Consider the following 20,188-nt stretch of genomic DNA (forward strand, 5'->3'; position numbering starts at 1 on the left):
TGGATTGGAGCAAATGACGGAGACTCCTGTGGGGGAGTAGCGGCAATGTTGAGACCCCGCAGCGAAGGAGGCCACTGAAAAACCTAGTAACCTATCTTTTGGATAATTTATAGCTGTTGATTGAAGCAATAGGCGAAGACTCCTACGGGGGAGTAGCGACAATGTTGAGACCCCGCAGGGCGTAGCCCGAGGAGGCTCAAGATCGCCCCGTGGAAAGCGAAGCCGTTTGCGGAAATCAACAGCGGTGTCTTAAAAAAATCTAACATCAAAGACTTTTTCAGTGGCCACCAGCGAAGCGAGGAGGCTCAAGGTCGCCCCACGCAAAGCGCAGCCATTTGCGGAAAGGAACGGCGGCGATAAACCAATAACAGAGGTTTTTACTTTTAAAGAACCTGGCGAAAATTCCGCCAGGTTCTTGTTTTGTTTTATCGGTTATTCGTTCCGCCTAACTTTGCGCTGGTAGAAAATAAAGATAGGTAGTGGGATGATAATCCATCCAAAACTCTTAATCAATGTATTCCAGGCCATTTCTCTGTTCCGCTCTTTCTCTTGAGAGACGACTGTGTTATATTCGTTAAGCAATTCGTCGTCATCAATTTCAGGCTGAGAAATCGGTTTGCCTGATTCATCATATTTTGTTTTGTTGGCGATTTTCATCTCCTTATATTCGCTATAAGTTTGATAATAGCTGGAAGGGGAAACAATATCTGCAATTGCCATGAATGCTGCGACACTTCCTCCAATGGTCATCATTAAGGTCATAAACAATATTACATAATAATAGACTACTCGTATCATACTAATGCTCCTTTCTAATCAATAATGGAAGACCTTCCTAAGAACCTCACGAAATCATGATTTAGGGCTACTAATAAGATATTTCGAAAATGAAACTTATAGAATTGAAAAAACGTAAGAATAGAAAAGAATGAAGAGGGGAAGGAGGTATTATAAATGTTGTTATTATTTTTTATACAACTCACGGTGGTGCTGATCTTTTTATTGATTGGATGGGCTATCGTAAAAAAGGAGGCCTATGGGCTGATATCTAGTTTTCGGTCTCGTCCTAAAGAAGAGCAAGAAGAATTGATTCAAAATGGCTATCCGCAAAAAACAGGAAAGCTCCTCATTGGGACAGCCATCGTCTTATTAATCATGCTTCCTTTATTATTTACTTCTTTCCCCTATGCTATGGAAGTTCAAATAGGGGTAATGGTAGTCCTGTTGTTGGGGGGATTCATATATCTTTCCAAATATGAGGTGCCAAAAAAACGTAAAAAAAGCTACATCATTAGTACTTCTATTGCTGTTGTCACATTTGGTTTTTTATTTGTCGTTTCTTACTTAGGTTTTCAAGAGGCTGAATTAACTTTGAGGGAAAATTCATTTGAGATAAGTGGAGTTTATGGTGATGAATGGAGGTTTGAAGACATCACACAAGTCGACCTAGTGGAAGAAATGCCGGAAGTGTATTTACGTACAAATGGATATGGAATGCAATCCATCTCTAAAGGGCACTTTAAGGTCAAGGATTATGGAAGCAGTCTGCTGTTTATTTATAAGGGAAATTCGCCTTATTTATTAATAAAAACAAATGATGATACTATCTTCATTAACTCAAAAGATGCAGAAAAAACAAAAGATTGGTATTATCAATTGGTAGAGCAGTCAGGTGAAGCAGAATAGCATTAAATCTTTAATTTTCCAAGAAGGGAACATTAAATTATGACCTATTTATTATTGGTTGTTGGATTCGCATTGTTGATTAAAGGGGCGGATTGGTTTGTGGATGGTGCTTCTAGCATCGCCAAGATCCTTCGTATTTCCCCATTGTTAATTGGTTTGACCATAGTAGCATTTGGAACAAGTTCGCCGGAAGCGACAGTAAGTATTTTGGCTGCGTTAGATGGGAACGCAGAAGTTTCACTGGGAAATGTTATTGGTAGTAATATCTTTAATATTACCCTAGTAGTTGGACTAACGGCTCTATTGAATCCATTAAAGGTGGAGAGCGAAACAATCAGAAAGGAAATACCTTTCACCTTATTAGGAAGTGCAGTGCTACTTGTGTTAATTAGCGATATTGCGCTACAAGGTTTTTCTGAAAATTTGCTTACTAGAAGTGATGGGTTAATCTTTCTATTGATTTTCGCTGTGTTTATGTATTATATTTTTGAAGTCGCAAGAAATAATCGGGATAAGATTCCTGTAGAAGAAACTTCAGAGAAAGCAACTTGGGGAAAGAACATTTTTTGGACGGTCATCGGGCTAGCTGCCATCATATTCGGTGGAGAATTAGTAGTAAGAAATAGTACAGAGATTGCTGTATCATTGGGTATGAGTGAAACACTTGTCGGATTGACGATTGTAGCAATAGGAACCTCCCTGCCAGAACTTGTTACATCTATTATGGCAGCCGTCAAGAAACAAAGTGAAATTGCCCTGGGTAATATCGTAGGTAGTAATATTTTCAATATTTTATTTGTATTGGGAACGGCCTCACTAATAACTCCACTACCTGTAAATAGCAAAATATTTGTGGATATTGGTTTGTTAGTAGTGTTAACGGTGATTCTCTTAGTGTTTTCAAGAACAAATTTCCGAATTGGGAAAATAGAAGGAACCTTTTTGGCTATAGCTTACGTCTTATATTTAGTATTTATCATTTTAAGAAACTGAGGTTTAATTGGTATGGAAGAAATTTTGATTTTATTGAAGTACATATTCCTTGGAATTTTCCAGGGGATTACTGAACCAATTCCTGTCTCTTCAAGTGGTCATGTAATGATCTTGCAAAGACTCATGGGAATGGATCTCGAAGGGTTAACATTCGAGATAGTTGTAAATGCAGCATCCTTAATTGCCATCCTTATTATTTATCGTGAATCAATAGCGAGACTTTTCTTCGGGGCATTAAGATTTGTGGCGAAAAAAGATAAGGAAGACAAAGCAGATTTCATGTTTGTAATTTATCTTATTATCGGAACGATCCCTGCAGGAGTTATTGGGGTTGTTTATGGTGATGTAATATCAGAGGCGCTTGATAATATTAAAGTTATCGGTGTTACTTTGATTGTTACAGGTATTGCACTCTGGTTGATTCGTAACTTAAGAGGTAGAAAGAATGATGCAGAACTTTCCTTCAAGGACGCAATTATTGTAGGGTTGGCACAGGCTGTGGCCTTGATTCCTGGGATAAGCCGTTCTGGTGCAACAATTGTTGCTGCAATGGCGCGAGGAATGAAACAGGAGACAGCACTGAGATTCTCTTTCCTACTTTTTATTCCTGTAAGTGTTGGGAGCATCCTGTTGGCAATTAAAGATCTTATCGGCATGGATAATGTGAATGAAATCCTTTTACCATATTCCTTGGCATTTATCGCTTCTCTTATTGCTTCTTATTTTTCTTTAAAATGGTTTATGGGAATAATGGCAAGAGGTAATTTGATTTATTTCTCCATATATTGCTTCATTGTCGGAACGCTAGTAGTACTCTTTTTATAATACTTTTTACAAAACACCACTTTTCCAGTGGTGTTTTTTTAAAGGAATAAGAAAGCATAGAATCCGGTTGATTTCCGTTACAGGCGCTTCGCTTGCCTGCGGGCGGTCCGTGAGCCTCCTCAGGCAAGCCTTCCGGGGTCTCACCTGTCCCTTCCTCCCGATGGCGTCTGCGCGCCTTCCACTGCAATCTACAAGAGGCTTCATTCAACGAAGGATTTATGAAAGCCGATTTAACCGAGTTAACTGTTAAAGCACAACCCTATCGTTCAAGTGATTTTTAGCTGTGGATTGGAGCAAATGGCAGAGACTCCAGCGGGGGAGTAACGGTAGGTTGAGACCCCGCAACGAAGTGAGGAGGCTCAAGCACCGTCCCGCGGAAAGCGAAGCCATTTGCGGAAAGGAACAGCGCTGATAAACCAATAACCAATGTATTACCCTAAAGAAGGACCGGAATATTTGCGCGGTTTTACTTATAAGCATATTATTAAAATGTTACATATATATATGTTATAATGGAGTTAAGTAACATTAGGGGGGATCTTATGGAATATGTGGAAGCCTTAAAAGATCGCAAATTCATCTATGAAATTAAAGCATATCTAAAAAATTACTCCTTAAGAGATTACTTGTTTTTTGTAATGGGAATCAACATGGGTCTAAGAATAAGTGAACTTCTGCATGTTAGAGTAGAAAATGTGACACAGGATGGAAAAGTTAATGACTATTATCTATTGGAAAATGGGCATTTTATATATTTGAATAAACATGTCAAACAAGCGATAGCGGACTATCTTGACAAAAGAATCCTTGAGCCAGAGGATTACCTTTTCAAATCCCAAAAGTGCAGTTCACCGATTACAAGGCAACAAGCATACCGCATCATTAATAAAGCAGCGAAAGAAGTAGGTGTGCCTGGTAAAGTGGGTACTCATACTTTGCGCAAAACCTTCGGCTACCATGCCTATAGAAGCGGTGTTGCTGTTGCTCTTCTCCAAAAACATTTTAACCACACTTCACCTTCGGAAACACTCCGTTATCTTGGAATAGACAAGCATGAAAAATTATCTGTAAGAATCGATGTCAATTTATAAGGGGGGATAAGATGATACAAGGTGCATTCAATGTTGATTATTTTATTTTACTTACCGCATTTCTTCTGATTGTTGGAGTCATAACAACAAAATTCTCATCAAAACTAGGTGTTCCAGCCCTTGTATTGTTCATAATTGTTGGTATGATGGCAGGCAGTGATGGACTTGGTTTCATCTACTTTGATAATGTAAAGTATGCTCAATTAATCGGTATTTTTGCTCTCGTGATTATCTTATTTGAAGGCGGTTTGCAAACAAAATGGGGAACAGTTCGCAAGGTTGTCAAACCTTCTTTATCATTGGCTACTCTTGGGGTAATTCTGACTTCTGCACTGGTTGCAGTATCTGCCAAACTTATTCTCGATGTGTCTTGGTTAGAAGCATTCCTGTTTGGAGCCATCGTTGGATCAACAGATGCAGCAGCAGTTTTTGCCGTATTAAAAGGACAGAACATTAAAGCACGGATGGGGGCAACCCTTGAGGCAGAATCTGGTACGAATGATCCGATGGCAGTGTTCTTGACATTATCTTTTATTGAATTGCTTACTGCCTCTAATCCTAGTTACATAGGGTTTATCGGAAGTTTCTTCTGGCAGATGGGAATTGGTTTGCTGTTGGGATTAGGTCTTGGTAAGCTGGCTTCCTATTCCATAAATAAGATAAACCTTGATTCCTCAGGTCTATATCCTGTTTTTGCCATGGCATTCGCGCTTTTAACTTATAGTATCGCAGCACTGATGGGTGCTAGTGGACTATTAGCTGTGTATGTGGCAGCTTTAATTGTTGGTAACAACGAACTTACGTATCGCCAGTCGATTTTTCGATTTAATGAAGGGTTTGCGTGGATGATGCAGATTCTTATGTTCATCATTTTGGGGTTATTGGTTTTCCCAGGACAGTTGTTCCAGTGGGATATTATGCTTAAGGGATTGTTATTATCAGTCATCTTGATAGTTGTAGCTAGACCTATAGCTGTATTTCTTTCCACATTAGGTATGGATTTCAGTATAAAAGAAAAAGTGTTTCTTTCATGGGCTGGTCTACGTGGAGCAGTACCAATTGTTCTCGCGACATTCCCTATGATTGCCGGCATTCCTAATGCACAACTGTTCTTTAACGTTGTATTCTTCGTAGTCTTGACATCGACTCTTGTTCAAGGATCTACCATTACGATGCTTGCAAAAAAATTAGATCTCACTGGGCCAAAGAAGATAGCACCTATACATTCTTTAGAGTTAGTTTCCATTGGGAAAGCAAATGCAGAAATAATTGAGTTCCAAGTAGAAGAGGATCTGGATATGGTCGGAAAAACACTTGCTGAGTTGGAATTTCCTGATAAGACACTTATTAATGCCATCATTAGAGCAGGAATTCTTGTGACACCATCTGGTGATACTGTCATTAAGGATAAGGATTTCTTGTATATACTAACATCAAGAGAAAGTAAACTTGCTTTAGAAGAGTTCCTCAAAAAGAAAAAAGAGGCTGAGCCTATTATGGATGGGGAAGAAACTGAAGTAGAAGAAGATACCAATAATAAAGAAGAGATAAAAGAAACCGTTTAAAAAACTAGGATAACCTTATGGTTATCCTAGTTTTTTGGTAGGATAGAACGACAAATTTTTTCGGTAATACATCTCAGAATGTAAGCAATCATTATATATAAAGGCACAGAGTAAAATTTACTCCAGTGAAATGGGATATAAAGACCGAGTTTTTGAGCAACCGGTTCTGCAATCAATGAGGCGCCAACAGCCAAAACAATATTTGCGTAAAGAAATCCCTTACCTTTTTGAAAATATTGATAGAGAAGCATATAAGTAATGGGGATGAGGCAATAGTCAAATACATATGATTTAGGTAAAAAGGGACTGAGGTTGTACGTGTACCCCCAAAGTCCAAGTTCATACCCCAAGCCGTCCAGGTTGGATGCGACAATAATCCAAAGCAGTCCGTATATGGTGATTCTAGGGAGGTGTTTTGATTTTTTTAGCTTCCAAAATACTGTCCAGCATATTATGAATGTAGCTACCATGATCCACCACTGCCAGGAGAAAACGACATGTTCCACCCAAAAATTCACATGGGATTGAACCGAAGATTGATTTTTATTAAAAACTTCTATGTATTGTTCCTTAATGGACATAAAGAGCCTGCTCTCATTGTATTGGATATAAGTAGTTTTTCTATTTTATTAAAAATGATACCTCGTTTTGTTTCGAGTTCCCCTTTCTATTTCTTTTTTGAAATATATATAAAAGGCTGTTTTCTGATACTTGTTACTAAACCCGTATAACCAACAAGTATGAAGAAAAGAGCCTTATTTAAGCCTTCCCGACTACTAATGAAGTGGGAGGTTTTTTCTACTTACTATTTATTGGCCACTAATTTGTGTGCCTTGCCATCCACCGAAACCAGGACCGCCACCGAAACCAGGACCGCCACCGAAACCAGGACCGCCACCGAAGCCAGGACCGCCACCGAAGCCAGGACCGCCACCGAAGCCAGGACCGCCACCGAAGCCAGGACCGCCACCGAAGCCAGGACCGCCACCGAAGCCAGGACCGCCGCCGAAGCCAGGACCGCCACCGAAGCCAGGACCACCACCGAAACCAAAGCCTGGATAACCGCCAAATCCTCCACCATAGCCGAAATTATTAAAAAGAGCACTGCCAAGTAAACCTCCTGCAATCCCTCCTAATAAGGGGAATCCAAAGCCAAAACCTCCAAATCCAGGTCCAGGTCTACCACCATATCCTGGTCCAATAGAGCGTTGTCCACGATGTCCATGCCATTGTTGTTGTAAAAGCATTTCTTTTCCTCCTATCTATGCCTACTTTGTATTGTATGTTCATTCGTCCAGAACTCGTGGGCGAATGTCTTAAGAGACGGAAAATTAGTAAATCATTAGCGGTTGTTAAGAGCAAATAGAAAAAGAACCAAGAAGTATCTCCTGGTTCCTCAATGTTTAAATATTAAATATATTATTTAGAGTATCAAGTTTAAGAAGCTACTTGCCTCTTAACAGCAACTTTGTGATCAGTCTCTGTAACCGTACTTGAAGCACGTTGGTATGCACAATAAACTAAAAATACTGCAATTAACACATACCCAATCGCAAAATCAGGAGCTGCGTTCACTGCAAGCTTAGGAGCATGCATGAAACCAACGAAAGATAAGAAGGCACCAATTAGAGCAAAATAAGAAGCACGACGATAATCCTGGTCGATAATATAAACAGTAATTGCACCGAGTACAATTGCAGTAAACATAGCTCCTTGGCCAAGAGGGACAATACCTTCTGATATGCCGGCTACGACTTCACCTGCACTGTTATTAAAGCGTGTCATTACATAGTTAGCGAAATAAGGTAGCATGGCAATTGCAACGGCCGGGAAGTATTTTTTATCATTAGATCCAAAGGCTGTTGCCACCATGGAGATTCCCACAAACACTAATATGGGTGCAACTGCAGCAAGCGGAATGATGGCTGCAAGGGCTGCAATAACTCCTGTCATGGCTGCAAGACCGAATACAATTGCATTTAAAATACTATATCCTCTACCGGCACCCATCCATTTTGAGCCTACTGTTGCAATGTATACAGTTGTAGGGAAGAGGCCACCAAAAACCGCCCCAAGCATTGTTCCAACCCCATCCACTGCCTGACATTCACGAACATCATATGAGTCGCCTTCCGCAGACATGGCATCTACATTATTCATCGTTTCAATGGCATTGTACAACGTGATAGGAAGGATGATTGCAAGTAAACCAATTAGTGTTCCAAACAGGTACGTCATCCCTTCAAAAGCGGCAAAAGTTGGCAAAATTGGATAAAATCCAATGTTTTTCAAACCATCTGTTATTTGAGAGGGAGATTGATAACCTAAAGTGAAAGCTAAAACTGTACCGATAATAACCGCAAACAGGGAAGCTGGAATTTTGAAAGGCATGGCCATTTTTCCTACCACCCCAGCAATAATAATCACTAAAGCGACTAACCCCACTACCGGAATGGAGAAAGTATTGAAAAGCATTTCACCTGCAATAAAGGTGAGAGCAACACCAGCTAATGCTCCAAGCATTGCAGCGCGAGGCAGATGATTTCTTACCCAGTTTCCTGTAAAGCTTACAAGAGTTTCAATCAACCCGCTCAAAAACGCAGCAGCTACAGCAATTTTCCAGGCAAGTTCCGGGTTACCTGTTAATGCATTAGCTGGAGCCAATACACCAAACAGGAAGACAAACATAACTGGGGTGCTTATTCCGTATGAGAGGGCAGTGACATCCGTTCTTCCCTCTTTTTGTGCAAGTCGGTTTGCCATAAATGCATAGTATAGATTCCCAACCATAACAGCAACGGCGGCACCAGGTATTACTTTACCGAATACGATGCTTGCAGGAAATCCCATACCTAGCATCGTTACGGCGATGATGACGAAGTTTGCCAAGTTGTTTTGAAAAAGAGCGAAGAATGCATCTGTATCTTCTTTTTTATACCATGGATAATGTACAGTAGTAGCTTTCATAAGATGACCTCCATAAGGTTAATTGGTGACGCTGATCTGTTCTTGTAGAAAGGTTATTTGGCCGTCTTGTAGCGACTGGACTCTGGCTAGTGATTCTACACGATATCCTTTGTCCTCTAGAATCTGTCGACCAGGTTGGAAGGTTTTTTCAATGACAATACCAATACCTGCAACAGAGGCACCAGCTTGTTTCACTACATCTATCAATCCTTGCGCAGCCTGTCCGTTAGCCAAAAAATCATCAATGATCAACACTCTATCGTTTTCAGCTAAGAATTCCTTTGCCACCGTGATTTCACTTGTTTCTTGTTTAGTAAAAGAGAAAACCTGGCTAGTATAAACGTTATCTTTCAAAGTCAGGGATTTCTTTTTTCTTGCAAATATAAGGGGAACATCAAGTGTATGAGCGGCGAAAAAACTTGGTGCAATTCCTGACGACTCAATGGTTATTACTTTATTAATGTTGGAATCAGTAAACCGTTCTGCAAATTCTTTTCCTATCTCAATCATCAGCCCAGTATCAATTTGATGGTTTAAGAAAGTATTAACTTTTAGAACCCCGTTTGGTAATACCGTCCCTTTTTCAAGAATGGTTTGTTGTAGTAATTTCATGTTTGTTCCTCCTCCTGAAAATAAAAAATCCCGAAAGTTGTAAGCGGCACAAGATCTACAAGTGACCACTTTAAACTTTCGGGAATGCAAATAATCGACCCAGGTGGTTGAACCTAAGTACGGGAAAATTAAAGTATCACTCGTAGTCAAGCCATTTACGGTAGCTTGGTAGAGACTTGTAGGCCATATTCCCACTATTATACGAGTTATTTATTATATTGTTTGGATTATGAAGTGATTATAAAGGAAAAAGCACTTTTTGAAAAGGGTTTTTGGAGAAAAACACGAATAAAAAAATAAAAAAGTTAATATGGATTCGGAAAATGTATGAATATGAAGATGTCACTGAATTAAAATTACTTCCTTCTTATGAAAATGGTCAACTAAAATAGCGAATGATTGTACGGAAATCCAAACAACTTTCCCAATAGCCCTCTTAAACTATTTGCCTTAAAATGGAATTAGGGCTATAGAACTATATTTTCTTTATTTTTATGTTTTGCAGTTATGGAACAGGAGGTAAGGATGTTGAAACGAATACTTATGCTCATTTCATTGTCAGGTCTAGTATTTCTCGTTGGTTACTCTACCTATGAATATACCAGTTTTACGATAGTGAATTCAGAAAGCGGGATTACAGGCTTTATTCAAGAACACCTAGCGGATTTGGAGACGAGGCCGTTGTTATTGGAAACGTATCCAATCGAGTATACCAATAAGGTGCTTGCTACATTTGAGCATAATGAAAAGGAATTGGGAGCAGTTATTTTTCAAAAAGGTTTATACGGGAAATTGAAACCTGAAAAAGTACTGCTTGATCGGTCCTTTTATTCTGAAATTATTGATACGAAAAAGGGGACTTTCATCCTATTCATTGGAGAGAATAAACAAACCTCCATACAGACCATCGAAACAGATATCGTTAGCAGGGGGGAGAGAGTAAAGTTAGCCGTCCCACCTCAAAAATATTTTTCAAAGATCAGGAAAATTGATCATGTCTCAAAACTTGAGTCAGAACCTAACTATATATATAGAACATTGAAAGGAGCCATATCTGGGGCCGCTGATAATATGGATGGGATGGAGTTGATGTTCGTGGACGAAGACCATCAATCCTTTCTAATCTATTCTAAAGAGGACTCCATATTAAAAACAGTCCTGGGCGTTTATCAATATAATGATCATGGCTTTGAAGTAACCGGAATGGAGAAACCTAACTTCTATTCGATGAAGGAAGAAAAAGATTTCTGCTTCGAAGAAAAAAATGTGAAAGCAGACGATACGGAGCATACATATATTCATGGATTAGTACCGAAAAAAGAAGAAATTCAAAAAGTGGTTCTAGAAGTGCAAAGGAAAGAGGAAGTAATTTACCAAATTTCAAGTAATGTGGTCGAAAACCAATTCCTTTTACATGTATCTTTACCGGAGCTCCCAGATGGGGATGGAAAGCTTATTAAAAAATTTCATTTGTATGATAAAGAAGGCAAATATGTACGTACAGAGTTGGAAGCTAGCTGATTTGCTGGCTTTTGGCTTTCACAGGAATCGGCCTAACTTTTTATTGGTTCATCCGTTGTGGAAATATGTTTATAAACGGAGATGTTTTGAAGTATACTCACAACCATAAGTATGAACATCATCCAAAAGTACCCGATGTCTTGAATTACAAATGCAATTACGGATGCCACAAGCATAAGAAAGCTTGCCATAATACTGATCACAAAAACAATTTTACTCAGACTCAAAGTTACATCTCCTCCTTAACTATAGAAGTATAACATAGTAAATAGTATTGGGTACCTTTATACCCATGTTTAGGGTAAGGTATGTTTGTAATTATACAATAAAATTGGTAATTTCATCATTACAGTTATGTAAAATATTCGCAAAACGAAATATTCTACATCTTGGACGATAATTTAATGGGAAAAGTTGCCCAATTAATTTAAAAATGAAAGATAAAATTATTATCTTTCATTAATTTTTACTAACTTATGAACGTCTTTTAATACTTCGTCTTCCACTTCATGCCTTATCCATCCTACATTTGGTGCAAAAGCTGAATTGCCTTTGCGTATAGTATTTCCTTCCTTGTCTTTCTCTTCAAAATCTATAATAATACAATCTTTAAAAGTCTTGGCCGGAGTTTTTATCTCAGCATCAACTTCCCTTATGTGATAACTGATCTCAAGATCAAAATCCTCGATTCGTTCTGTCCATGTATTGCTGGCCTCCAATGGATAGGCTATTATTTTTGTCTTTGGGAATTTCTTAATATCTTCAGCAGTCCATTCAGAAGGGAATTCCTCAGACAATACGATATATCCATATATACCATTTTTCGTTTCTTCATAAAAATTACTTGTTTCTGATATATCAGAAGAAGATTGGGCAGCCTCCAAGTCTACGATGGTCCTCACTTCCACAATATCACTATCGTCAACTTGACGATACAATACTCTATAGTCTGTATGCCCTTTTTCTTCTATATAGCGTCGGAAGGAGTAATCTCCTGAAGTTGGTAATAGTGGAACTGGGGCTTCTGCATTTCCTTGGCTTCCTTCGCTTTCTGTTCCACACCCAGTTGAAATTAGGGTGCAAAATGCAATAAAAAGAATAACAAGTACATTTCTCAATCCAACCCCTCCTTGAAAGGTTAAAGTTGAAGATAGTGTACCCATTATTCCATTTTTATAATTAATCTATTCCGAGCATTTCCAGAAATGGTGCGAAATCTTCACTGAAGTAATAAAACATAGGTTGATCTTTCTCGTTGAAGATTAGTATATAAGGCTTTTCTGCATCTGGAAAAATAAAAATGACTTGCTTGACAGGCTGCTTAAATACTTTTGTTTCAACATCTTCAGCTGGATCAAAAATCACCTTAATCATAAACCCTGTTTTTGGAGTAGGGTTAAGTTTTGGAAAGAGGGAGTCTGTACTTTTTACAAGTTTTAGGGCTTCTGCCTTGTTTTTCTCATCCAAAGGAATGGATTTTATTACCTTACCTTGTGTAACATCAAAGACTTCTATTGGAAGCGGCTGTGCAGAAAAGGTTATGGGAAAAGCTACACAGAAGAGCAATAGAAGCAAAATTACCTTCCTCATTTTTATCACCTCTCTTCTAGTATGAAGCAAAAGAAGTGAATTCATGAGGTAGTTTAGTCTTCGTGACCGAGAAAACGATACCCAATGTATAGAATTAGTATACAGCCTAAGGTAATCAAGATTAAATCATAACCGACGCAAGAAGATTGTAGACATAGTTCCCCCATATAAATCCTCCCAATTACAATTTTTTTACTATATGAAAAAGAAGGTAAGTTTATGCTTTATCTATTGAAGTAAGCGGTTACATAAAAGGGTGTTGAAAAGTCGAACGGAGGCTGTTGCTCTTGTTCGACTTTCTTGTTCATTCCACTTTTTCTTTTTCGTCTTGAATCTTTTCTTTCAATAACGTTACAGCCTCTTCCTTGTCATAGGTGAACAGAATCATATCGTTGGTAAGGTATCCTGTATATTCAAACACTATATAAACGGGAGTATTTTCAATATTGTAATCTGGATACTTTTCCGCTGCCTCATCTAATCCGATGACTACGTCACTGTCCTTTAAGATCATTTCGATATCTTCAATTTCTGACAGTGATTCATCTTCTTTTTGTTCGACCACTTCAATATAAGAAAAACGATCCGGAATGTGTGCAGGCATACCGCAGGCTGTTAGAAAAAGGAGGAATAAGGATAGAATAAAGATTTTCTTCATTTATCAGCACCTCCATTCCTTTTATTATTCGACATAATTAGTGAAAACCCTTTTCTGAATTTAGTGCTTTTCGTGGACGTGCTCTCATACATTGTTAGGGACAACTCTCTTACAAATGAGGTGAGGATATGGAGCAATTTTTTTTATCTGTTTTTGAATTTTTCACCACATTGGGGGTTTGGGGGATCGCTCTCGGTTTAATGGTGGAGGTCATTCCTAGCGAAATCGTCCTTGGATATGGTGGTTATTTAATTTCTATTGGTGAGATAGGATTTATGGGAGCAATGCTTGCAGGGGTGGTTGGAGGTACACTCGCTCAGCTTTTTTTATACTGGGCAGGTAGTATTGGCGGTAGGCCGTTTCTTGATAAATATGGAAAGTACATATTGATACAGCCCAAACATTTGGACATCTCGGAAAAGTGGTTTCAAAATTACGGGCCGATTGTCATTTTTACAGCACGTTTTATCCCGGTGGTAAGGCATGCTATTTCCATTCCGGCAGGTATAGCCAAAATGAAGTTTTTTCCTTTTTTGCTATATACAGTGGCGGCGGTCATTCCGTGGACCTTTTTATTTTTATATATAGGGCTTCAACTGGGGGAGAATTGGCGGGAAATCAAACATGCTGCGCAACCGCTAATTATTCCATTAATGATTTTAATTATACTTGGAGCCATCACATATTTTGTATTTGATAGAAAAAGAACGGAATAGGAAGGGGGAGAGGCTATGTCCAAAATTGAAGCCTTCATACTGGGGATTATTCAAGGACTAACGGAATTCCTGCCAATTTCAAGCACAGGTCACCTATATTTAGGCAGGAACCTATTTGGTTTGCAAGAAGCTGGGTTATTGCTTGATACGATGCTTCACTTCGGAACGTTGATAGCAGTCCTTTACTTTTACCGGGAAGAATTTTATAAGATCATCCGTAATCCTTTTCATAAATTATCATTTTTGTTGGTTATCGGTACTATTCCAGCAGTTGTTATTGGACTTGCTTTTAAAGATTATTTTGAGGAAATTTCCAAAACAGGTGTGACGATTGGCTGGGAGTTTCTGATTACAGGTGCCTTTCTTTGGTTTGCGGACTCCATTAAAAAGGGTTCAAAAAAGATGGAGGATATTACGTGGAAGGACGCATTGTTTATTGGTTCTTTCCAAGCTGCTGCTATATTCCCTGCCATTTCGAGATCGGGATTAACGATTGTAGCAGGCTTGTTTCGGAAGTTAGATAGGGAAACAGCGGCATATTTTTCTTTCTTGCTCTCAACACCCGCCATTGCGGGGGCTGTGTTTTTGCAAACGGTTGAGGTTGCACAGGTAGGCAGGGAGGATATTTCTTTATTTTCATTAATTATTGGAATTTTAGCATCTTGTTTCTTTGGATATATTGCGGTGAAATGGATGATTAATTATTTGAAAAGGCATTCTCTTCGGATATTTGCGATTTATGTATGGATTTTGGGAGTTGTGATATTGGCGCTTCAATATTTGGGGTTGTTTTAACTTTACGAATAAGGATAGGCCGTGTATACAAAATATACACGGCCTATCTTTATAAAATAAGAAAGTATATGATACGGTTGATTTCCGTTCCAGGCGCTTCGCTTGCCTGCGGGCGGTCCGTGAGCCTCCTCGGCTTTCAGCCTGTGGGGTCTCACCTGTCCCTTCCTCCCGCGGGCGTCTGCGCGCCTTCCACTCCAATCAACTAGGGTATTTCATACACCACTAGTTTTTCGTATTATTTATAATTCATCAAAGCCGTTATCTACTACGTTTACTTTTGTGTATTGTCTGGACTTTTGTTCGAAGAAGTCGGATTTACCCAGGTCTACGTCTTCGTATGCTTTAATCCATTTAAGTGGGTTTGTGCGGTATCCTTCAAAAGGGCGCTTGAAACCGAGTTGATGGGCACGGACGTTAGCGTAAAATTTGATATATGCTTCCACATCCTCCAATTCGATTCCTGCAAAATGATCTCCAATAATATGTCTTGCCCATTCAATCTCCAGTTGTGCCGCTTGTTGAAAAGTCTCCTCGACGAACTGTTCTAGACTAGCAGTGTTACATTCTGGGTATTCCAGAAGAACCTCTTTAAAGATTTTCACAAACAAATCCACGTGAATTTGTTCGTCCCTGTTAATATAATTAATCATCGTGCTGGAAGAGACCATTTTTTGATTTCTCGCCAAATGATAGAAAAATGCAAAGCCTGAATAGAAGAAGAGACCTTCCAAAATAACATCATATACAATGGATTTTAGGAGATTATCTACAGATGGTGTTTCAGCAAATACTTTGTACCCATCTGTTATAAAGTCATTTCTTTTTCTAAGGATGGGTTCTGTTCTCCAGTATTCAAACACTTCTTCTTGTTTCTTCCTCGGCACAAGACTTGATAAGACATAGGAGTAGGAATGGTTATGGATTACCTCTTGCTGGGCTAGCATAATCATTAGCGCATTAAGGCTGGAATCGGTCAAATAATCTGCCACTTTTCCTGCATAGTCAGTCTGAATGCTGTCTAGGAGTGCAAGAAGGCCAATGATCTTCAAAAATGCATCTTGTTCCTGTTGTGACAGGTGAGGAAATTGCTTGATATCCTGTGACATATTGATTTCAAATGGAGACCAAAAATTGGAGAGCATTTTTTTATATTTTGGATAAGCCCATGAAAATGCCACGTCGTCCCAATTTAGGACATTTGAGCTTTTTCCATTTATGATTTTGGTCGATCTATTCGGTGCGTCCACATCCATTATGATACGTGATTTTAGGTGAGTATTCATCTGTTTTTCTCCTTTTTATTGGTATGCTTCTGAGGGCATTAATGATAGCTTTCTAACTTGAACACGATTCACATTCTTCTAATTCTGAAGATGTAGACCGAACATAGTAGGTTGTTTTCAACTTTTGCTTCCATGCATCTAGATGAAGTTCAAGTAACGCTTTGGCCTTCACGGTGTTCGTAACATACAGGTTAAAGGAAATGGCCTGATCGATATGTTTTTGTCTTGCAGCATTCTGGGCGATGCTCCAATGCTGATTGATATGGTAGGCAGATTTATAAAACCACGTTGTTTCTGCGTTAAGATCAGGTGCCGTTACGGGAATCTTGTAATCTTTTTTCTCTTCTGAATACACCTTTAGGAAAATGGGATCGATGCTAGCAGTGCTTCCAGCAATAATGGATGTAGTAGCATTCGGAGCAACTGCCATTAGATACCCATTTCGGACGCCGTAATTCGCTACTTGTTTTTGAAGCGTAATCCAATCCAGTTTGGAGGATGCCCCATAATTCCGTTTGTAAAAATAGTCACCAGTTTGCCAATCTGACCCTTCGAAAGCTGGGTATGAGCCTTTCTCTTTAGCGAGAAGGCAGCTAGCTTGAATCGTGTGAAACGCAATTATTTCATAAAGTTCGTCTGCATAAAGTACCGCTTCACTTGACTCCCATTTAATTCCTTCTATGGCAAGCAGATGATGCCAACCAAATGTCCCCAACCCAATGGCACGATATTTCTCATTAGTCATCTTTGCCTGCAGTACCGGTATTTCATTTAATTCAATCACATTATCTAGCATCCGAACCTGAATGGGAATAAGGCGTTCCAGTTGACCGGCCATTATAGTGCGAGCAAGGTTAATGGAGGACAAGTTACACACTACAAAATCTCCGGGTGTTTTAACAGTTATGATAGTACCATCCTCTACGTATTGCTTTTTTGTTATGGTAGCACTTTGATTTTGGGTGATTTCTGTGCACAAATTTGTGCAATAAATCATTCCTTTATGAGCGTTAGGATTCATTCTGTTCACTTCATCACGATAAAACATGAACGGACTGCCGGTTTCTAGTTGACCTTTCATGATTGCTTTCATAATCTCTATTGCTGGTACTTTTTCTTTCGGGAGCTCAGGATGATTGATGCATTCTTCATATTTTTGGCGGAAGCTGCCAGCACCGACACTCTCATCATAAAAATCTTCAAGGGAAAAGCCCATTAGTTTTCTAACTTCATGAGGATCAAATAAATACCAGTCTCCTCTGTTTTCCACCTGTTCCATGAACATATCCGGAATGCACACTCCATTGAAAAGGTCATGTGTACGCATGCGTTCATCACCATTGTTGAGCTTGCTGTCAAGAAAAGAAAAAATGTCTTTATGCCAAACATCTAAATAGACAGAAATGGCTCCTTTCCGTTGTCCTAGCTGGTCGACACTTACGGCCGTATTGTTTAGTTGTTTCATCCACGGTATCACTCCGCTCGATACGCTTTTGAATCCACGTATATCACTGCCGCGACTGCGTATTTTGCCGAGATAGACGCCAAGGCCGCCTCCTGATTTGGAGAGGTTTGCAATGTCGGTGTTGCTGTCATATATTCCTTGCAAGCTGTCATCAACTGTATCAATGAAGCAGCTTGAGAGCTGTCCATATGTTTTTCCGGCATTGGCAAATGTCGGTGTGGCAACCGTCATATACAAATTACTTAGTGCCCAATAAGCTTCTTTCACGTAATGAATCCGATTATTTTCTTCCTTTTGCATGAGAGTCATGGCAATGATCATGAATCGTTCTTGAGGCAACTCTAGTAAACGCTTATGATGATCACGTGTTAAATAGCGGTCAGATAACGTTTTGAGGCCAATATAGGTAAATAGATAATCTTTTTGAGGATCAATGATTGCCTCTAATTCATTTACTTCTTTATGTGTGTATGCTTTTAGGATTTGAGGTTGATAGATTCCTTGATCTGTTAAGCCTTTGATTAATGAATAAAAGTCCGTATAGGGTTTGGAGATGTTTCTGTTTCTGCAAACTTCCTGTTGCAGCTTTTGTGATAATAATCTTGATGCAACATAAGTCCAGTCTGGTTCTAGTTCGTCCACGTGATTAAGGGCTTCTAGTATTAGTTGGTTTGTAATTTCATGTTGATTGGTGTGCTGGTGCAATTTATCGATAATCTTGGTAGCTTTTTGTAAAAAACTTTTTGTTTCAAAAGTTGGAAACTCGGACAAAACAGTCTCTAAATGGCTCTGGTATTCTTGAAAGGTAGTTAGACTCTTTTTCTTTTTATGTACAGTTTCGGTATGAACGGTCATTTTTTCACTCTCCACTTCATCAAAAATAAAAAAATCCACTCAATAGTTGAGTGGATCAAACGATCATAGAAAAAGGGAGAAAATGCAGGGGAGGATTCTTAGATAATATACTGAGGTGCATCAGAAATAATCAAAAGAACCTTGTCCTGCTTTTACCGTGTTCTATGTATCGTTTCATCTTCTCAACTCCCGAAGAAAGAGAAACTAAATCGGTAAAGGCAGGTCTCCTGACTCGTGCTTCTTCCTATTTTGACCCTTCCCATACAAGAGCCGTTAAGCCTTCATGTACAGTGGTTTCTCAAAATCGTCAGCACTTACAGTTGCGGGTACAGTTCCGGATTTTCACCGGATTCCCTATTAAGTCTAAAAAAGACACCTTTATCGTAAAAAGTTATAATCACTATATGTAGTTATATGTTTGTTTTATACTATCTATATATAGTGTTTGTGTGGATGATAGTACTATCATAATGGAAACACAAGCAAATGGCAAGACATTTTATGGAGGCTTCGACGTGAAGGTGAAAAATCCTGCCGGGGTCTGACCCCGGCAGGGTTTTTTTATTGTTCTTGTAATATTTGCTCAATAGAGCTGCTGATTTGAATGTCTTTCAAGATGAGTCCGGAGTTGATGAATTGTAAGCTTAGTTCCGGGCGGAGGCCTGTTATGATTGGTGTGATGCCGATTAGCTTGAGTGACCGGATGAGTAGGTCCATGGTGTGCAGAACTGTTTCGTCTAAACGGTAAACACCAGAAAAATCAATGATTAAGTGGGAAATGGAAAGGTTCTTACTTTTCTCCAACGTTTCTTCTATCAGTATTCCTGCGCGAATCTCATCAATTTCTCCGACAAGAGGCAGCACTCCCATTCCTTTTTGTAAAGGAACAATTGGAATAGACAGTCGAATATAAGAAGCTTTTGTTTCTATCATTTTCTGTTCAGTAGCGATGGAAAAGGCGTGACTGAATCCATACACAATAATATTGAAGATTTCATCTATCAGAATGAAAATATCTGTAATCTGATTCATGTGAAGTCCATCTTCCACACCTTCACGTTGAATAAACTTCCACAAGCATTTTTTATATAACGTCATATTAGAGAGGGTCTCTTCAAGTGACCCGCCGGCCTTTACAGACATGAATCCGACAGATTCCCCCCATTCTTTTGCGCGGTCTAAGACATTGTTTTCAGGATCGCGGACATAGTCACCCAAGAATACCACTAACGTTTTAAAGATTTCCTTGATCTGAACCTCTACTTCTTCTTCTCGATATTGCGGTACATTAGGATAAGCATTCTGTATTTCCAAAAGCATGCTAGCAGCTACTTCATTCTGTGAATCTATTAACTTTTGTCCTATTAGGGAGTGTGGCGTCTTCGTCATGTTAGAGTCCTTTCTTTTAGCCAGTTGTATTTTAATTGATATATTAATTTCTATTTTAATTTAAAGTCTAAAACATGTATATCATTTACTAGATAAGAATAGGAAATAAGCAGTATTTTTGGCTAATTGTATTTAAAAGAGGTATAATTTCTTATTATTGAAGAGATAGGAGTGTTA

General features: G+C 39.0%; 20 protein-coding genes and 2 riboswitches. Of the genes, 8 read left to right on the top strand and 12 right to left on the bottom strand.

Going from position 1 to position 20,188, the window contains the following annotated elements:
- Positions 1-432: 432 nt before the first annotated feature.
- Positions 433-798, bottom strand: a complete 366-nt coding sequence (locus B4U37_RS05950) for a hypothetical protein (protein ID WP_088017485.1) — start codon at positions 796-798, stop codon at positions 433-435.
- Between the two features lie 156 nt (positions 799-954).
- Here B4U37_RS05950 and B4U37_RS05955 point away from each other — a divergent pair, with 156 nt between their 5' ends.
- From B4U37_RS05955 to B4U37_RS05980, 5 genes are all read left to right on the top strand, one after another.
- The gene (locus B4U37_RS05955; RefSeq protein ID WP_088017486.1) at positions 955-1,686 is read left to right on the top strand and encodes a DUF3784 domain-containing protein; all 732 of its coding nucleotides are present in this window, start codon (positions 955-957) and stop codon (positions 1,684-1,686) included.
- A 39-nt stretch (positions 1,687-1,725) separates the two neighbouring features.
- Complete coding sequence (locus B4U37_RS05960) at positions 1,726-2,679, top strand: calcium/sodium antiporter (protein ID WP_088017487.1); 954 nt, start codon at positions 1,726-1,728, stop codon at positions 2,677-2,679.
- Positions 2,680-2,691: 12 nt separating this feature from the next.
- Positions 2,692-3,504, top strand: a complete 813-nt coding sequence (locus B4U37_RS05965) for an undecaprenyl-diphosphate phosphatase (protein WP_088017488.1) — start codon at positions 2,692-2,694, stop codon at positions 3,502-3,504.
- A 542-nt stretch (positions 3,505-4,046) separates the two neighbouring features.
- Positions 4,047-4,595 carry a tyrosine-type recombinase/integrase gene (locus B4U37_RS05975; protein WP_088017490.1) on the top strand — a complete coding sequence of 183 codons (549 nt, stop codon included), beginning with the start codon at positions 4,047-4,049 and terminating at the stop codon, positions 4,593-4,595.
- Positions 4,596-4,606: 11 nt separating this feature from the next.
- Positions 4,607-6,160, top strand: coding sequence for a potassium/proton antiporter (locus B4U37_RS05980; protein WP_088017491.1), 1,554 nt, complete (start codon positions 4,607-4,609; stop codon positions 6,158-6,160).
- Positions 6,161-6,186: 26 nt separating this feature from the next.
- On the opposite strand, the gene B4U37_RS05985 is transcribed toward B4U37_RS05980, so the two are convergent.
- The 4 genes from B4U37_RS05985 to B4U37_RS06000 all read right to left on the bottom strand — a co-directional run bounded on the left by B4U37_RS05985 (position 6,187) and on the right by B4U37_RS06000 (position 9,739).
- Positions 6,187-6,741, bottom strand: a complete 555-nt coding sequence (locus tag B4U37_RS05985; RefSeq protein WP_088017492.1) for a CBO0543 family protein — start codon at positions 6,739-6,741, stop codon at positions 6,187-6,189.
- 228 nt (positions 6,742-6,969) lie between these two features.
- Positions 6,970-7,287 (bottom strand): hypothetical protein, encoded by a 318-nt coding sequence (locus B4U37_RS21885; protein WP_198317106.1) that lies wholly within the window; start codon positions 7,285-7,287, stop codon positions 6,970-6,972.
- 310 nt (positions 7,288-7,597) lie between these two features.
- Positions 7,598-9,127: an NCS2 family permease gene (locus B4U37_RS05995; RefSeq protein WP_088017493.1), complete on the bottom strand. Its 1,530-nt coding sequence runs from the start codon at positions 9,125-9,127 to the stop codon at positions 7,598-7,600.
- 18 nt (positions 9,128-9,145) lie between these two features.
- A complete protein-coding gene (locus B4U37_RS06000) occupies positions 9,146-9,739 on the bottom strand; it encodes a xanthine phosphoribosyltransferase (protein ID WP_088017494.1) in 594 nt (197 codons plus the stop codon).
- Positions 9,740-9,862: 123 nt separating this feature from the next.
- Positions 9,863-9,964: riboswitch (purine riboswitch) on the bottom strand.
- Between the two features lie 300 nt (positions 9,965-10,264).
- Here B4U37_RS06000 and B4U37_RS06005 point away from each other — a divergent pair.
- On the top strand, positions 10,265-11,260 hold the full coding sequence (locus B4U37_RS06005; RefSeq protein ID WP_088017495.1) for a hypothetical protein: 996 nt from the start codon (positions 10,265-10,267) through the stop codon (positions 11,258-11,260).
- 32 nt (positions 11,261-11,292) lie between these two features.
- Here B4U37_RS06005 and B4U37_RS06010 read toward each other — a convergent pair whose 3' ends face one another.
- The 4 genes from B4U37_RS06010 to B4U37_RS06025 form a co-directional block, all read right to left on the bottom strand.
- On the bottom strand, positions 11,293-11,487 hold the full coding sequence (locus tag B4U37_RS06010; RefSeq protein WP_010198581.1) for a hypothetical protein: 195 nt from the start codon (positions 11,485-11,487) through the stop codon (positions 11,293-11,295).
- Positions 11,488-11,709: 222 nt separating this feature from the next.
- The gene (locus B4U37_RS06015) at positions 11,710-12,378 is read right to left on the bottom strand and encodes a hypothetical protein (protein ID WP_088017496.1); all 669 of its coding nucleotides are present in this window, start codon (positions 12,376-12,378) and stop codon (positions 11,710-11,712) included.
- Positions 12,379-12,439: 61 nt separating this feature from the next.
- Positions 12,440-12,850, bottom strand: a complete 411-nt coding sequence (locus B4U37_RS06020) for a hypothetical protein (RefSeq protein WP_010198577.1) — start codon at positions 12,848-12,850, stop codon at positions 12,440-12,442.
- A gap of 304 nt (positions 12,851-13,154) precedes the next feature.
- Positions 13,155-13,508, bottom strand: coding sequence for a hypothetical protein (locus B4U37_RS06025; RefSeq protein ID WP_088017497.1), 354 nt, complete (start codon positions 13,506-13,508; stop codon positions 13,155-13,157).
- A gap of 128 nt (positions 13,509-13,636) precedes the next feature.
- On the opposite strand from B4U37_RS06025, the gene uptA reads away from it, so the two are divergent.
- Complete coding sequence (uptA, locus tag B4U37_RS06030) at positions 13,637-14,224, top strand: undecaprenyl phosphate transporter UptA (protein WP_088017498.1); 588 nt, start codon at positions 13,637-13,639, stop codon at positions 14,222-14,224.
- A 15-nt stretch (positions 14,225-14,239) separates the two neighbouring features.
- Positions 14,240-15,019, top strand: a complete 780-nt coding sequence (locus B4U37_RS06035; protein WP_088017499.1) for an undecaprenyl-diphosphate phosphatase — start codon at positions 14,240-14,242, stop codon at positions 15,017-15,019.
- A 239-nt stretch (positions 15,020-15,258) separates the two neighbouring features.
- On the opposite strand, the gene B4U37_RS06040 is transcribed toward B4U37_RS06035, so the two are convergent.
- The 3 genes from B4U37_RS06040 to B4U37_RS06050 form a co-directional block, all read right to left on the bottom strand.
- The gene (locus B4U37_RS06040; protein ID WP_088017500.1) at positions 15,259-16,302 is read right to left on the bottom strand and encodes a ribonucleotide-diphosphate reductase subunit beta; all 1,044 of its coding nucleotides are present in this window, start codon (positions 16,300-16,302) and stop codon (positions 15,259-15,261) included.
- A gap of 52 nt (positions 16,303-16,354) precedes the next feature.
- Complete coding sequence (locus B4U37_RS06045; protein ID WP_088017501.1) at positions 16,355-18,622, bottom strand: ribonucleoside-diphosphate reductase subunit alpha; 2,268 nt, start codon at positions 18,620-18,622, stop codon at positions 16,355-16,357.
- A 200-nt stretch (positions 18,623-18,822) separates the two neighbouring features.
- Positions 18,823-19,017, bottom strand: a riboswitch (cobalamin riboswitch).
- Positions 19,018-19,183: 166 nt separating this feature from the next.
- The gene (locus B4U37_RS06050; protein WP_088017502.1) at positions 19,184-20,011 is read right to left on the bottom strand and encodes an STAS domain-containing protein; all 828 of its coding nucleotides are present in this window, start codon (positions 20,009-20,011) and stop codon (positions 19,184-19,186) included.
- Positions 20,012-20,188 lie beyond the last annotated feature (177 nt).

Source organism: Sutcliffiella horikoshii, assembly GCF_002157855.1.
Taxonomy (GTDB): domain Bacteria; phylum Bacillota; class Bacilli; order Bacillales; family Bacillaceae_I; genus Sutcliffiella_A; species Sutcliffiella_A horikoshii_C.

Excerpts from the sequence above, each read along its gene's own strand:
- B4U37_RS05950 (WP_088017485.1), bottom strand. The coding sequence starts at position 798 with ATGATACGAGTAGTCTATTATTATGTAATATTGTTTATGACCTTAATG.
- B4U37_RS05955 (WP_088017486.1), top strand. The coding sequence starts at position 955 with ATGTTGTTATTATTTTTTATACAACTCACGGTGGTGCTGATCTTTTTA.
- B4U37_RS05960 (WP_088017487.1), top strand. The coding sequence starts at position 1,726 with ATGACCTATTTATTATTGGTTGTTGGATTCGCATTGTTGATTAAAGGG.
- B4U37_RS05965 (WP_088017488.1), top strand. The coding sequence starts at position 2,692 with ATGGAAGAAATTTTGATTTTATTGAAGTACATATTCCTTGGAATTTTC.
- B4U37_RS05975 (WP_088017490.1), top strand. The coding sequence starts at position 4,047 with ATGGAATATGTGGAAGCCTTAAAAGATCGCAAATTCATCTATGAAATT.
- B4U37_RS05980 (WP_088017491.1), top strand. The coding sequence starts at position 4,607 with ATGATACAAGGTGCATTCAATGTTGATTATTTTATTTTACTTACCGCA.
- B4U37_RS05985 (WP_088017492.1), bottom strand. The coding sequence starts at position 6,741 with ATGTCCATTAAGGAACAATACATAGAAGTTTTTAATAAAAATCAATCT.
- B4U37_RS05995 (WP_088017493.1), bottom strand. The coding sequence starts at position 9,127 with ATGAAAGCTACTACTGTACATTATCCATGGTATAAAAAAGAAGATACA.
- B4U37_RS06000 (WP_088017494.1), bottom strand. The coding sequence starts at position 9,739 with ATGAAATTACTACAACAAACCATTCTTGAAAAAGGGACGGTATTACCA.
- B4U37_RS06005 (WP_088017495.1), top strand. The coding sequence starts at position 10,265 with ATGTTGAAACGAATACTTATGCTCATTTCATTGTCAGGTCTAGTATTT.
- B4U37_RS06020 (WP_010198577.1), bottom strand. The coding sequence starts at position 12,850 with ATGAGGAAGGTAATTTTGCTTCTATTGCTCTTCTGTGTAGCTTTTCCC.
- B4U37_RS06025 (WP_088017497.1), bottom strand. The coding sequence starts at position 13,508 with ATGAAGAAAATCTTTATTCTATCCTTATTCCTCCTTTTTCTAACAGCC.
- uptA (WP_088017498.1), top strand. The coding sequence starts at position 13,637 with ATGGAGCAATTTTTTTTATCTGTTTTTGAATTTTTCACCACATTGGGG.
- B4U37_RS06035 (WP_088017499.1), top strand. The coding sequence starts at position 14,240 with ATGTCCAAAATTGAAGCCTTCATACTGGGGATTATTCAAGGACTAACG.
- B4U37_RS06040 (WP_088017500.1), bottom strand. The coding sequence starts at position 16,302 with ATGAATACTCACCTAAAATCACGTATCATAATGGATGTGGACGCACCG.
- B4U37_RS06045 (WP_088017501.1), bottom strand. The coding sequence starts at position 18,622 with ATGACCGTTCATACCGAAACTGTACATAAAAAGAAAAAGAGTCTAACT.
- B4U37_RS06050 (WP_088017502.1), bottom strand. The coding sequence starts at position 20,011 with ATGACGAAGACGCCACACTCCCTAATAGGACAAAAGTTAATAGATTCA.